Origin of the sequence: Kordiimonas pumila (assembly GCF_015240255.1) — a bacterium.
In the GTDB taxonomy this organism is placed as follows: domain Bacteria; phylum Pseudomonadota; class Alphaproteobacteria; order Sphingomonadales; family Kordiimonadaceae; genus Kordiimonas; species Kordiimonas pumila.
The window spans coordinates 3815394-3829007 of sequence record NZ_CP061205.1; the positions used below are offsets into that span (position 1 = coordinate 3815394).

Annotated in this window: 14 protein-coding genes; 11 read left to right on the plus strand and 3 right to left on the minus strand. The window is 45.1% G+C overall.

What is annotated here, in order from left to right; genetic code table 11:
* The first annotated feature begins 451 nt into the window (after positions 1-451).
* The 10 genes from ICL80_RS16960 (at position 452) to ICL80_RS17005 (ending at position 8488) form a co-directional block, all read left to right on the plus strand.
* Complete coding sequence (locus ICL80_RS16960) at positions 452-1228, plus strand: DUF3450 domain-containing protein (protein ID WP_194213909.1); 777 nt, start codon at positions 452-454, stop codon at positions 1226-1228.
* Positions 1229-1232: 4 nt separating this feature from the next.
* A complete protein-coding gene (locus ICL80_RS16965; protein ID WP_194213910.1) occupies positions 1233-2597 on the plus strand; it encodes a MotA/TolQ/ExbB proton channel family protein in 1365 nt (454 codons plus the stop codon).
* A complete protein-coding gene (locus ICL80_RS16970; protein ID WP_194213911.1) occupies positions 2584-3111 on the plus strand; it encodes a MotA/TolQ/ExbB proton channel family protein in 528 nt (175 codons plus the stop codon). Before ICL80_RS16965 ends, ICL80_RS16970 begins: the two co-directional genes overlap by 14 nt.
* A 19-nt stretch (positions 3112-3130) precedes the next feature.
* Positions 3131-3550 (plus strand): ExbD/TolR family protein, encoded by a 420-nt coding sequence (locus ICL80_RS16975; protein WP_194213912.1) that lies wholly within the window; start codon positions 3131-3133, stop codon positions 3548-3550.
* A 72-nt stretch (positions 3551-3622) separates the two neighbouring features.
* The gene (locus tag ICL80_RS16980) at positions 3623-4021 is read left to right on the plus strand and encodes an ExbD/TolR family protein (protein ID WP_194213913.1); all 399 of its coding nucleotides are present in this window, start codon (positions 3623-3625) and stop codon (positions 4019-4021) included.
* A complete protein-coding gene (locus ICL80_RS16985) occupies positions 4021-4638 on the plus strand; it encodes an energy transducer TonB (protein ID WP_194213914.1) in 618 nt (205 codons plus the stop codon). The genes ICL80_RS16980 and ICL80_RS16985 overlap by 1 nt, the downstream gene beginning before the upstream one ends.
* 19 nt (positions 4639-4657) lie before the next feature.
* Entirely contained in the window at positions 4658-6007 is a 1350-nt protein-coding gene (locus ICL80_RS16990; protein ID WP_194213915.1) for a tetratricopeptide repeat protein, read from the plus strand.
* A 226-nt stretch (positions 6008-6233) separates the two neighbouring features.
* Positions 6234-6839, plus strand: a complete 606-nt coding sequence (locus ICL80_RS16995; protein WP_194213916.1) for an energy transducer TonB — start codon at positions 6234-6236, stop codon at positions 6837-6839.
* A gap of 9 nt (positions 6840-6848) precedes the next feature.
* Positions 6849-7247: an ExbD/TolR family protein gene (locus ICL80_RS17000; protein WP_194213917.1), complete on the plus strand. Its 399-nt coding sequence runs from the start codon at positions 6849-6851 to the stop codon at positions 7245-7247.
* Between the two features lie 65 nt (positions 7248-7312).
* Complete coding sequence (locus ICL80_RS17005) at positions 7313-8488, plus strand: energy transducer TonB (RefSeq protein ID WP_194213918.1); 1176 nt, start codon at positions 7313-7315, stop codon at positions 8486-8488.
* Positions 8489-8538: 50 nt separating this feature from the next.
* Here the strand turns inward: ICL80_RS17005 and ICL80_RS17010 are convergent, their stop codons facing one another.
* Positions 8539-9834: a serine hydrolase domain-containing protein gene (locus ICL80_RS17010; protein ID WP_194213919.1), complete on the minus strand. Its 1296-nt coding sequence runs from the start codon at positions 9832-9834 to the stop codon at positions 8539-8541.
* 120 nt (positions 9835-9954) lie between these two features.
* On the minus strand, positions 9955-11472 hold the full coding sequence (locus ICL80_RS17015) for a PAS domain-containing sensor histidine kinase (protein WP_194213920.1): 1518 nt from the start codon (positions 11470-11472) through the stop codon (positions 9955-9957).
* Positions 11473-11630: 158 nt separating this feature from the next.
* Here ICL80_RS17015 and ICL80_RS17020 point away from each other — a divergent pair, with 158 nt between their 5' ends.
* Positions 11631-13169, plus strand: a complete 1539-nt coding sequence (locus ICL80_RS17020) for a hypothetical protein (RefSeq protein WP_194213921.1) — start codon at positions 11631-11633, stop codon at positions 13167-13169.
* Positions 13170-13232: 63 nt separating this feature from the next.
* Here the strand turns inward: ICL80_RS17020 and ICL80_RS17025 are convergent, their stop codons facing one another.
* Complete coding sequence (locus ICL80_RS17025; RefSeq protein WP_194213922.1) at positions 13233-13601, minus strand: response regulator; 369 nt, start codon at positions 13599-13601, stop codon at positions 13233-13235.
* Positions 13602-13614: the final 13 nt, after the last annotated feature.

Genomic DNA, 13614 nt, shown 5'->3' on the forward strand with positions numbered 1-13614 from the left:
GTCAACGAAATAAGATAAGAATTTTTAAAATTTTTACTTGGAATCGGAGAAGATTCTTGGATGATAGGCCACAAGTCGGACACAAGCCTCTGGCGGACGCTATTACTATCTAGCGTTTGATAGAACGATAGACTGCTCGATGCGATCCCAGGTGTGGCATCAGAGCAGCAAGAGGTGGCAGTGTTAAACTGCTTTGTGAACGGCACAATTGGGAGAGGTACGGGAAAGCCTTTAAAAACAGATGGAATGCTCGACTGACCAAGAATACGGTCAGCCGTGTTATTTTACTGAATATTCCCAATTTTGAAGGGTAAAGACTTAGTGTCTCAAAAAGGACATTAATCTTTGCGAAGTTTAATCTGCCATCATGGCGCCGCTGGTTTTTCTGACACTGTCAGGTATCCGGCAATTAAGGCAAAGTTTTGGCTAATAAAACCCAAATGGGCAGAAAATGGATAAGGCTAAAGTGAAACGGATAGCTGTCTCTACGGTCGCGGTTGCCTCAATCCTTCTAGGAGCTACTGCTGCAAATGCACAGGATGCTCGTCTGAAGTCGATTGTAGACGAGGTGAACCAAGCCAACAAAATCGCACAAGCATCACAGCAACAAATTGACAAAACTGTCGATGCTACAAGCAAATTGTTTACACAATACAAAAGCACGCTGAAGACCATCGCTGGTCTTGAGGCATACAATGCACAGCAGAACCGCGTGATTGTGAAGCAAAAACAAGAAATCGAGAAAATCAAAAATTCTATTGGCCAAATTGACGAAATCAAACGTCAGGTTGTTCCATTGATGCAAGAGATGATCGAAAATCTGGATGAGTTCGTTAAACTTGACGTACCGTTCCAGTCAGAAGAACGCGCAGCCCGCATTGAAAACCTGCGCGATGCGATGGATAACCCGAACGTTAGCGATCCAGAGCGTTTCCGTGTTATACTTGAAGCTTACAAAGCTGAAGTTCAGTATGGTCGCACTATCAATGCTTACGAAGACCAACTGCCAGATGGCCGTGTTGTTAACTTCGTACGTATTGGCCGTGTTGGCTTCTACTACCAGAAAAAAGATGGTTCAGAAACAGCCGCTTGGAACCCTGAAAAAGGGTCTTGGGAAGTTCTTGACGGTGAATTCACCGCACCTATCAAGCAGTTGATCAAAATCGCCCAGCGCCGTACACAGCAGGATATTGTTGTACTGCCGATAGAAGCGCCAGAGGGGAAATAGAACCATGAAAAAGATTTTAACCTCAGTAGCTATTATTGCTCTTGGCCTGACCGGTTCAGCTCAAGCACAAGATGCTGATATGCAAAGCCTTCTGAACAAAGTACGTAATGGTACGGTTTCAGAATCAGCTGCGCACAAACAACGCGAACAGGAATTCCTGAAAGCAAAACAAGATCAGCAGTCACTGCTCACTAAAGCTGAAGCCAAACAGGCTGAGCTCGAGCGTGAAAGTGCGCGTCTTGAAGAAGCACGCCGTCAAAACGAAGCTGAAATTACTCGCCAGCTTGAAGTACAGCGTGAACGTCTTGGCCAGCTCAGCGAGCTGTTCGGTGTTCTCCAGCAAGCTGCCGGTGATGCACGGTCTACAATTTCAACATCGCACATCACACTCGACAATCCTGGCCGTATGGCTGAGATTGATACGCTTGTTGAAAAAGCCTCAGAATCATCTGATCTGCCAACGCTGAATGAAATTCGTGCATGGCCAGCACAGATGATGCTTGAAATGGTTGGTTCCGGCCAAGTTAAGACTTTCTCTGCGGATGTTCGCCTGAATGACGGCAACACCCAAACAATGGATGTTACCCGTGTTGGTGACTTTGTTATTGTTGGTGACGGCAAATACCTTCAGATGAACTCTAAAGGCGAAATCTCTGAGCTTCAGCGTCAGCCTTCTTCACGCTTTACAAGCACTGTTTCAGCGTTTGAAAATGCGACAACTGGTCTTCATGCCCTTGGTATTGACCCAACACGTGGTCAGCTTCTGAACCTCGAAGTTGAAAAACCAACTATTATGGAACGCCTTGATCAAGGTGGCCTGATTGGTTACCTGACACTGGCACTTGGTGCAATCGGTGTTGTTCTTGCTGTATTCCAGTGGTTCTATCTGGCACTTGTTACCGGCAAAGTGAAAAAGCAGATTCGTTCTGATGTTGCAAACACCAACAACCCACTTGGTCGTGTTCTTGCTGTTTATGAAAACAACAAGTCTGTTGATGTTGAAACACTTGAACTGAAACTTGATGAAGCGATTCTTAAGGAAACTCCTGCTCTTGAGCGGTTCCTGACGCTGATCAAGTTGATTTCTGCTGTTGCGCCACTGTTTGGTCTCCTTGGTACTGTTACAGGTATGATCGAAACCTTCCAAGCCATTACACTGTTCGGTACCGGTGACCCAAGCCAGATGGCTGGTGGTATTTCTGCTGCCTTGATGACAACAGTGGAAGGTCTTGTTGTGGCTATTCCTACGCTCTTGCTACACAGCTTTGTGTCAGGTTCTTCAAAGGGCGTTATCCACGTTCTCGAAGAACAATCTGCTGGCATCGTTGCAGTGCATGCAGAGAAAGAGCACGCGAATGCTAGCGCTTAATGAAGCATTTGACGCGATCCGGGCATTTATGGAGCGGGGCGGCGACGTCCTGTTCCTGATCCTCGCGGTCACGTTCATTATGTGGGTACTCATTGTTGAACGCCTGTGGTTTTTGTCGCTTGAATATAAAAAGCAAAAAAACCGGGTAATCGATGCTTGGGAAGCTCGCAGCGAGCGGAGATCATGGTATGCACACAAAATTCGTGCTGCGATGGTTTCAGAGGCTAACCACAACCTGTTTCAGGGTGTGAACCTCATCAAGACGCTTGTTGCGCTTTGTCCACTTGTGGGCCTTCTCGGTACTGTTACAGGTATGATCGAAGTGTTTGACGTAATGGGATCACAAGGCAGTTCAAACGCACGTGCCATGGCGGCAGGTGTGTCAAAAGCAACAATCCCGACAATGGCGGGTATGGTTGCTGCACTGTCAGGCGTATTCCTGTCTACCTACATTGAACGTCGTGCAAAAACGGAATCGGAACGGCTTGAAGACAGCCTGACCATGGACCACTAGACCAATTGGAGCATAACTAATGCGTAAGTTCTCAAAGGGAGAGGAAGAAGCAGAAGTTAACATGACCCCGATGCTTGACATCGTGTTTATCATGTTGATCTTCTTCATCGTGACTGCCTCTTTCGTGAAAGAATCTGGTCTGGAGATCAATAAGCCGGAAGATCAGAATACACAAAATGATCCTCCGCCACCGGATGATGAAAAGCGCGCAATAGCTTTCATTATTGATGATGCAAATCGAATCACACACGACTTTGTTCGTGTAGATGTTTCTTCGATTTCTTCCATCATCAAAAAAGAAAGCGTTGAGCGCCCAAAAGCACCGGTCGTGATTCAGGCCTCTGAGGGCTCACACCTTGGTCTTGCAATACGTATCTATGATGCAGCAAAGGCCACCGGCGTGAGTGATGACCAGATCATCATGACCCCGAAGAAATAAACATCGCTGGCGGGGGTATCCCCCGCCTTTCAGGGCGAAGCACCTAATTATAGGGGCGAATTGGAGAAAACAATGCGTAACCACGCTCAACAAGAAGAAGATACCGAAATCAACATGACCCCGATGCTCGACATCGTGTTCATTATGTTGATCTTCTTCATTGTTACCGCGGTCTTCGTAAAAGAGGCTGGGGTTACTGTTATCAAGCCAGAAGCCGAAACTGCTTTACAGCAAAGTCAGGTTAGTATTCTGGTTGCCGTCACGTCTGAAGATAAAATTCATATCAACCAGCAAGAAGTCAAACTTGATGCACTGCGTGCAAATGTTGAAAAACTACACGCAGAAAACCCGAAAGGGACTGTTGCAATTCAAGCTGATGAAGAATCAAAATCTGGTCTGGTCATGAAAGTATATGACGCCATTCGTGACGCTGGTGTTGAAACAATTGCTATAGCTACGGAGAGAAAGTAATGATTGCTCGAGTAGCCACCTCACTTGTTGCAGCGACAGGCATTACCTTTGGCCTGTTTTTCGTAATGAATTTACTTGTTGCGGGTGACGGTGAAGTTAACATCGATGAAGATAAAAAGTTCAGAATGATTGATGTCGTTCAGGACATTGAAGACCAGCCGCCTCAGCGCATGGAGCGGCAAGTAGAAAAACCGCCAGAGGTAGAAGCGCCTCCGCCGGAAATTGATACCCCGCAAGTGGACTTGCAAGGCCCTGACAAACTGAACCTTTCCATTGGCCGCGCCAATGCTGGTTCTGGTGTTGAACTGGGTTCTATTGACCTTGGTCCAAGTTCAGACGGTGACTATTTGCCGCTTGTACGGGTTCAACCACAGTATCCACGTCGTGCAAACGAGCGCGGTATTGAAGGATATGTTATTGTGGAATTAACAGTGGCTGAAGATGGCTCTGTTCCACCTGATAGCATTCTAATTATCGAGGCTGACCCAAAAGGCTATTTTGAGCGCGAGTCTATCAAGGCTGCTCAAAAGTTTAAATACAAGCCTAAGGTCGTCAATGGAAAAGGCCAGAAAGTGACCGGCGTGCGCTATAAATTCACGTTCGATCTGGCTGAATAACTAGGGGCAGGAGAAAGTCATGAACTTTATCAAGACCATAAAATCCTTGCCAATGGCATTGGCCGCAGTAGCAATAGTTACTGCGACTTCTCTAACGGTATCTGGCGGTTCTGCTGTTTATGCTCAGGAAGAGCAAGCGTCACAGCAAGAAACCCGCAAAGTACCGGCCATGAGCCTGGATATTCATAAAAAGGTACAAAAGGCCCAGGAAGCACTGGACCTTGATGATGTTGTAACTGCTGAAGCCCTTCTTCAGGAAGCTTTGGAAAAACGCAATATCAATGATTACGAACGTGCTGTTGTATGGCAAATAAAAGCCATGATCTCATACGGCAAGGAAGACACTCAGGGCACTATTCATGCCTATGAGCAAATCCTAAAATACAAAGACAGTATTCCTGTTGCGCTTGAACTGAACATTATTTACGGGCTGGCCCAGCTGTACTTCACTGAAGAACAGTATGACAAAGCCCTTAAATATGTTGGTATCTGGGAAAAACAGGTTGATCCTTCTATCATTAGCGTTAGCAATCAGGTGTTCATTGCACAGCTGCATTACACACTCGGCGACTATAAAAAGTCGCTGGACTATCTTTATGCTGCTATCAATACAGCAAAATCACTTGATACTGTTGAAGTGAAGGAAAACTGGTATCAGCTCGCACTTTCAGCACACTGGGAACTTAACCAGTATGATAAAGTGCGTGATGTACTTGAGACACTGCTTATTAACTGGCCAAAACCACTATACTGGATTCAGCTGGCAGGTGTTTATCAGGAACTTGGGGAAGACAAAACCTCTTACTCAATAACTGAAGCTGCCTATAAGCAAGGTTTCCTTGATGATAAGGAAATACAACTTCTCCAGATGGCTCAGATTCAGATGGCCCGTGAAGCACCTATTAAATGCGCTTGGGTTCTGGAAAAAGCCTTCAAGGAAAAGCGTGTTGAACAGAATGCCAAAAACCTTCGTACCCTTGGTCAGTGTTATATGCAGGCCAATGACTACAAAAAGGCGATTGCACCTCTGACCAAATCTGCATCTCTTGATGCGGATGCAGCCCTGTGGCTTCAAATTGGTCAGGTTCAAATGCAGCTTGATAATATGAAAGGGGCGGTTGACGCTTTTGACAGTGCTATTGAAGGCTTTAAAAAAGACAAAGCCAAAGAAGCAAAAGAAAAGCTCTTTACCACCACTATGATGCGCGGTCAGGCTCTTACCGAACTAAAGCGGTATGATGATGCCCGTGACGCTTTTGCCGATGCTTCTAAGTTAGCCGATGACCGCCGTGACAAGAAAACAATCACGCAGTGGAAATCTTATCTTAAAGCCGAAGAAGAGCGCGAAAAAATGCTAACGGGTAGATAAAACCTGTTGCCTTATCAAAACAGAAAACGGCGCCAACCACGGCGCCGTTTTTTTATGGCTACAGAGCATAATCGCTAAAACATATAAACACGCCCCAAGGTTTGCTACTTTTTCCTTCAGTGCGCCATAGGCCTCCTTATAAGAGCTTTCCGTTATGTTACATTATAACTTTATTAATCTTTAGTAATGTAATATTGTTATGTTATCACATTAATGGAGGGGAACCATGACATTTACACGCTATATGCCTATAACCGGTATTGCCGCAGGCACCACATTCGCCCTGTTTGGCCTGATGCAAATGCTGGCAGCAAATGATGATGGTTTTATGGATACACCCGTAAAACCGTTTGTATTTATAGACTTTATAATTGATCAGGAGCCACCTATAGACCCAAACGTAATAGACCGTATCGTTGAACCGCCTGTGATCGCGGACCCGCCTAAAGGGGAACCGCTACCAAAGGGAACAGATAACAAGGTTACGCCACTACCCCCACTTACTCTGCCCGAACCACCTGTCATCAAAGAATCTTTCGACCCCGGTTTGGCAGACGGCGCAAAAATTCCGATAGTCAGAGTTAATCCCGCATATCCGCCGCGCGCAGCAAAACAAGGCATTAGTGGATGGGTCGTGCTTGAATTTGATGTTGACCCTATGGGCATGGTTCAAAATACCACAGTGATCGATGCTGAGCCTAAAACCATGTTCAACAACTCTGCCCTAAAGGCTATAGCCAAATTTCGCTATAAACCCACAGTAGTCAACGGTGTGCCGGTTTGGTCACACGGTAACCGCTACCGCATGGTTTATACTATGGCCGGTGAATAGGAGGGGCAGATGAGATACAGAACCACAACAGTCGGCGAGGCAAAACCCGACATGACCCCTATGCTGGATATTGTGTTTATTATGCTGATCTTTTTTATTGTCACAGCACAATATGTGTCAGAGCATGGGCTTCATATCAACCACCCTGAACCCATGATCTCTGAACCTTCCAACAGCCCAAACCAGCCTCTTATATTTCAAGTATCAGATAGCAATAGCTTCATACACCAAACGCGCCCTATTGATATTTGGTCAGTTGAGGCCCTCATGAAGCAGAAACATACAGAAAAACCAGACCTGCCAGTAGTACTACTGCCCAGTGAAAACAGCCATATAGGCATGCTGATACGCCTTGTAGATGGCGCTAAAAAAGCAGGCTACACAACAGAGCGGATTGTTGTGAAATAGACTTTAGGCTTGCCCCCTAATCACAGGCTTGTATTCTGCTAGCAAATAATTAGGGGGTACAGTTAATGGCACTAAAAAACATCCGGGCAGTGGTCAACAAAGCCGCCTTTGCTGTAATGGTGGTTTTAGGAACGGCAATAGCGAGCACAACACCAGCTTTTGCCCAAGCACAAGAGGCTCGCAGAGTTCCTGCAATGAGCCTTGAAGTGCATAAAAAAACGCAGGAAGTGCAAGAGCTTGTTGATATCAAAGACTATGAAGCGGCCAAAAGCCTTGCGGATACTGTAATTACAGATCCAGCCACCAACAATTATGAAAAAGCTGTGCTTTGGCAAATGAAGGCCGCCATTGCCTTTACCCTGAATGATAAACCTGCAACTATTGATGCTTACCTTCACATTCTGGAATACCGGGACAACATTCCACCTAATATTGAAACGCAAATTCTATATGCCGTGTCTCAGCTTTACTTCACAGAAGCAAACTATGATGCCGCACTCACATACTATGAAGCATGGCAAAAAACTATTCCCGGTCCTGTAGCAGCCGCTAACATGCGATACCTTGCGCAGGTATATTATGCCTTAAAAAACTACAGAGCGACCATTGACGCGGCTGAAAAGGCCCTTCCCGGTCACGAAAAGACCACGGCTCACGGTAATATCACCAATCTATATTCTATGATCATCTCATCGTACCACGAATTAGGGGATACAGAAAATACCCGCAGCGCCTTGGCCCGTGTCATCGACAAGGGCTACAATACCCCGTATTGCAAGCTCTATGCAGCCTTGCTTTACCAAAATACAGCTAGTATTGAGCAGGCAGAACTTAATACCCAGAACAGCTTTCAGGCCTGCGCTGACTTTAAAGCTGATGCAGACCTGCCAGACACTAGCTTCAGAGAGGTTGCAACAGCACGTGCCCCGATAAAAATAACACGCAAGCAAAACCTCAATACCGAAAACTACTTGCCGGTAGTGCCAACACAGCCACAATATCCCTCTGCAGCTGTAGAGCAAAAAATTAATGGCCATGTTATAGTCAGCATGACCGTGCTGGCTGATGGCACTATAGACCCGGCGTCTATTAAAATAATCGAATCTGTACCCGAAGGTGTGTTTGATGAGGTTAGCGTCAAAGCAGCTTCCGGTTTCCGCTATGCACCCAAGGTGATGGACGGAAAAGCGCAAGATATTAAAAACGTGCGCTATAAATTCACTTTCAATATCGCCGAATAGAAAAAGGGCCGCCTAAGGCAACCCTTCCCACTGCAGATTATAAAGGATGCTTACTGTTTCAAAGCACCATACACATAGTCACGCATCTCTTCCCGCAGGGTATAAATGCCAAACGGTAGAACATTCACCAGCATAACCGCGACAATATCTTCCTCTGGATCAACCCAGAAAATAGTATTAGCCATACCGCTCCAGTAATATTCACCTTTTCGGCCTGGGCTTTTTAAAATATCGGTGTCTTTCACAACAGCAAAATCAAGCCCAAAGCCAACTGCACCCTTACCTGAAATACCATTCAACTCTCCCGGCAATTGATCCTGGGTCATCATGGCAACTGTTTCAGGCTTTAAAAGGCGAGCGCCATCCAACGTGCCACCATTCGCCATCATCTGGGCAAACCGTAAATAGTCACGCGCGGTTGAAAGCAAACCACCACCGCCAGATAGTACCAACGGTGTTTTAGTGAAATCCCAATAAAATTCGCCGCGGTACGGTACCAGCTTTTTGTCCTGATCAAGTGCGTATATTTCCACAAACCTATCAATTTGGTCGCTGCGAACAGAAAAGCCCGTATCTTTCATATCAAGTGGCTTGAAAATGCGTTCTTTAAAAAACACATCAAGAGTTTGCCCAGAAAGAACCTCAATAAGCCTGCCTTGTACATCAACCCCAAGAGAGTAAACCCACGCATCACCGGGTTGATATAAAAGCGGCATTCCGCCAAGTTTATTGGTCAAGCTGGCTAGATCAGGCTTTTCTGTCCCCGTGCTTTCTTCCTCACCTTCTGCAAACAAACCGGTAGTTATGCCCGTATCGCGGTACATCATATCAACCGGGGTATCACTAAATACACCGTAACTAAGGCCACCTGTATGGCGGAGTAAATCACGGATGGTCGTGGCACGGCGTGCAGGCACAGTTTCAATGTTACCCTCTTCCGTAAGCCCCGAAAAAACCCGCTGGTTTTTAAAGGAAGGCAAATACTTTGATACTGGATCATCCAGTTTAAATTTGCCTTCTTCATACAGCATCATCAAGGCCACACCCGTGATTGGCTTTGTCATGGAATAAATACGAAACAGACTATCTGGCTGCATCGGTTCATTCCCTGATATGTCTTCCATACCATACGTATTGGCATGCACAACCTGTCCTTTACGTGCAACAATACTGGTATATCCAGAAAATTTGCCGCTATCTACATAGCCATTAAAATGAGCATCCATTTTATCAAGGGTCGCTTTATCAAAACCAGCCTGTGCAGCACCTGTCTGCGGCAACTCAGCGGCGCTTGCGGATACCGCAATAAACAGCCAAACACATAAAACGCTTATATATCTATACAAAGAATATCTCCCATAACCGCTGCAGCTACACTGGATCATATCGGCTTAAACCAACACAAGCCTGCAAAGTATAATAATAGTATGTATCTAAGATGAACCAGTTCTTACACAGAAACTATGTTAGATAACCTTCGTTTCAAGAGCAGAGGAGACCGGAAAATAAATTGAAATGGTCGTGCCCTGTCCTACTTTACTATTGATATTTATAGCGCCGTCATAATCACGCACGATACCTGCAACCTCTGTAAGGCCAAGGCCTGTTCCTTCCCCTACGCCTTTTGTAGTAAAAAACGGATCCAGAATACGCCCCATTATATTTTTAGGAATGCCACACCCCGTATCTGTTACAGAAAGCACTGCATACATTTCATGTCGGATGGCATAATAACGCGGTTTTGCGATATCATCTGCACGCTTCTGCTCCAACGTTATAGAAATAAGCCCCGGCCCCTGCGCAATGGCAGCAACAGCGTTTGAGACAAGATTCAGCAATATCTGGCTTAACTGAATGGCATTACCTAGCATGTACCCAGACGCACCTTGAATAGAAACCTCGGTTTTCAGCGAAGAAGGAATGATCATTTTTGTTAGCTTCCAAGCTTCCTGAACTACAACTGCCATATCCAGTACTTCTTCACGTTCTGTATTATCACGTGAAAAGTGCAGAATTTGCTCAATCATCTGTTTGATCTTCATACAGGCATCCATAGATGCCCGAATAGCTGTCACAGCCTCCTCTAGGTCCGTTCCAGCTTCAACATCATCTGCGGCTTCCTCAAGGTTAAGGAAAATAGGAAACAACAGATTGTTAATATCATGTGCGACCCCACCTGCAAGCCGCCCTAGCGATTCTATCCGCTGGGTCTCCTGAATACGGCGCTCCGTTTCCAGCCTTTCTGTAATGTCCCTTGCAACGGATATAAAATAAGAAATTTCATCTTTGCTGTCACGCATCGGAAATAAAACGCAGTCCATTTGAACCAAAGCACCCACAGAATTTGTAACCCCAACTATCCCGTGCCAGCGACCTTTGCTAACTGCAATCTCCCAAACATCTTCCGGTTTCATATCGCCCGGAAATTGTGTATGCACCAGATCATACAAATTTTTCCCCAAGAGTTTGGCTTTTGGAATATGCAATATGTGTTCAAGCGCTTTATTGCATTCCATAACCCTAAAATCCGGGTCCGCCACGAGAATAGCATCATGCATCTGATTAATAATTTCAGCTTGTCGCACAAGCCGCTCTTCTGTTTTTCGGCGCTCTGATATATCACGCCAGTTGGCAATAAAAACCTCTTCTCCGTCAGATAATTTTGTATACCCAACCATAACATCAACAGGCAAAAGGTTACCCGTTGCCTGCAAAATGGTAAATTCAAATGCCTCTTCCTGCTGAGATGTAGATCGCAAAAACAAGCGTGTCAGAATATTTTCTTTATCTTCTGTATCCGGGATCAGGTCGATAAGGTTTTGGCGTTCAATGTCCAAACTATCAACACCAAATATTTTACCAAGAGCGTTATTGGCGAGAATCACTTTACCTGAACGCGAATAGGCAAGAATACCTTCTGCAGCGTGCTGTGTTACAGCCCCTAAAAATTCGTGGTATTTGGTGGTAGCGCTATATTGTACCATCCTCATCACTCCACATTAGATTACCCCTCAATGATAGACTACAACTTTCAGGTTTATGATTTGTAAATACCCTCGCCAAATCCTGTGAACTTCCCATTAACTAGTATATGGCATGATTAAATAACTGATTCTGGGTGGGGTCAGTAAGGATACTGAAAATGCAATCAATACGGGTAAAAACAGAGTCCATTCAAAAATACCAGCAGCTTTATGGCGCGCCTGACCCTGTGCTTGCTGTCCACTTCATGATTGGCAACCAACGTGCTGCCAGAGAACATTTCAAAGACAAATGGCCAGAGCTTGTACCTATACTTGAAGTACACATTGGCCGGATTTTAAAAAGCAAACTTGGAGCTAATGACATTCTGATACGCCGTGAGGCACTCAGTTACTATATCATATGTACGGACCGTGATCTGATTGAAATGACAAATTTCTGCAAACGTATCGCGGCTCATGTTTTTGAAAAAATATTCAGCAATGATATTCACTTACAAAAACTTCAAATAAGTTTATCGGCCTTATCTGTTGATATGGCAAATGTAACGAATGATAGTGCTCTAAAGAAAGCGCTCTTTACTCTTGAAGACAGCGAAGGACAGAGCACGATAGTATCTCGGGATAATTATGCCGCATGCAAACCCGAGCAAATTGATCATAGCTTAGTACGTCAAATAGCCGCTTTACGCGGTACATGTGACCAGTTTTTTTCAGCCATATCAAAAGTGCCAGATACTGATGAAACCTTAAAAGAGTATCATAGTGAATTACGACGCGTCCGACGTGCAGCAAATATTATAAGCCGAGGCATCTCAAGTCTCCTTAAAGATACCGATGACATTGAAGCCACAGACGATAGTGAAAATGCCACAGACACACCAACCACAACAACCAGCGTGCCTGCAGAAGAATCCGTAAAGCAAACTGAAGCCGAGAGTATTCGTCTGGATGTGGAAAAACAAATCGCGCCAGACGCAGAGGTTGCTTATTTCCCAGTATGGAATGTCCCAAAACAGCTTATTGATATTTATCGTTGCAGCATTATCCGGCATTTGCCGTCTGGCATTGTTGAGGTTAACACTGGCTCCGAAACCCAACATGGATCTTTTGTTGTCGATAACTTGATTGTTCGGAAAGTTTTAGCTGATTTACCAGAGTTTACCGGACCAGATGCGGACTGCATGCTCTATATGCCCTTACACGCAAACACCATTCTTTCCGATCAGCATTTTGCCCAAATTACCAGCAAACTCAAGCCCCTTACTCTAGTTGAACGCAAACAGCTTTTGATCGGGATACACGGCATAACCGAAAATACATCTGCTGAAACCATACAAAAACTAACAATCGCAGTGAAACCATATTGCCGCACCATAAATTTCAGAATTACTGGCAACAAAAGCCTTTCATCTGTGATTAAAAAAGCAGGTGGTTCAGCCATTGGCCTACATGTAGATGACGTGTTGACTACAAGTGCCAATATTACAGAAAACATTACCCAGCTAGCAACTGAGGCCGATAGTGTCCACATACTGTCGTTTACCGAAGGGGTTCACTCTGTCGCGTTGGCCGCCACGGCCATAGGCGCTGGAATAAGTTATATCAGTGGTGAAGCAATCGCCAGCCCGCTTGAATTACCTTGGGGTGCCCTTGAGTTTAAGGTGGAGAGCCTCTATTCCCGTGTTATATCTGACTAATAAAAAAGCAGGTTACCAAAGGTACCTGCATTACGTCACTTTAACAAAGCTTCTTAAATTAAGTCACCCTCTCAAACACCCATTCAGGGCATTTAGAAACTCGGTTTTTGTAACAGGTTTATAAACAATTTCATCTGCACCTAAATTTTTGGCAACTTTCAAAAAATCCGTATTTCCTACACGACCCCCACCCGACATGGCAATGATGCGTGTTTTAGGGGATTTTTCCTTAACAGTGCGGATCACTTCAATACCCTCAACTTCAGGCATAATTATATCTGTGATAACAACCTCAAAAGGCATCTTGTCCACCGCATTAAGGCCCTCACGACCATTAATCGCAATTGTAACGCTGTGGCCCATTTTCTCTAGAATCCGTTTCAAAGAATCACGGATCATTCCATCGTCTTCTATTAGGCAGATATTAGCCATTACATTTCCTAAC

Coding starts and splice junctions, on each gene's coding strand:
- ICL80_RS16985 (WP_194213914.1), top strand. CDS start 4,021: ATGATTGCTCGAGTAGCCACCTCACTTGTTGCAGCGACAGGCATTACC.
- ICL80_RS16990 (WP_194213915.1), top strand. CDS start 4,658: ATGAACTTTATCAAGACCATAAAATCCTTGCCAATGGCATTGGCCGCA.
- ICL80_RS17000 (WP_194213917.1), top strand. CDS start 6,849: ATGAGATACAGAACCACAACAGTCGGCGAGGCAAAACCCGACATGACC.
- ICL80_RS16980 (WP_194213913.1), top strand. CDS start 3,623: ATGCGTAACCACGCTCAACAAGAAGAAGATACCGAAATCAACATGACC.
- ICL80_RS17015 (WP_194213920.1), bottom strand. CDS start 11,472: ATGGTACAATATAGCGCTACCACCAAATACCACGAATTTTTAGGGGCT.
- ICL80_RS16970 (WP_194213911.1), top strand. CDS start 2,584: ATGCTAGCGCTTAATGAAGCATTTGACGCGATCCGGGCATTTATGGAG.
- ICL80_RS16975 (WP_194213912.1), top strand. CDS start 3,131: ATGCGTAAGTTCTCAAAGGGAGAGGAAGAAGCAGAAGTTAACATGACC.
- ICL80_RS17005 (WP_194213918.1), top strand. CDS start 7,313: ATGGCACTAAAAAACATCCGGGCAGTGGTCAACAAAGCCGCCTTTGCT.
- ICL80_RS17020 (WP_194213921.1), top strand. CDS start 11,631: ATGCAATCAATACGGGTAAAAACAGAGTCCATTCAAAAATACCAGCAG.
- ICL80_RS16960 (WP_194213909.1), top strand. CDS start 452: ATGGATAAGGCTAAAGTGAAACGGATAGCTGTCTCTACGGTCGCGGTT.
- ICL80_RS16995 (WP_194213916.1), top strand. CDS start 6,234: ATGACATTTACACGCTATATGCCTATAACCGGTATTGCCGCAGGCACC.
- ICL80_RS17025 (WP_194213922.1), bottom strand. CDS start 13,601: ATGGCTAATATCTGCCTAATAGAAGACGATGGAATGATCCGTGATTCT.
- ICL80_RS16965 (WP_194213910.1), top strand. CDS start 1,233: ATGAAAAAGATTTTAACCTCAGTAGCTATTATTGCTCTTGGCCTGACC.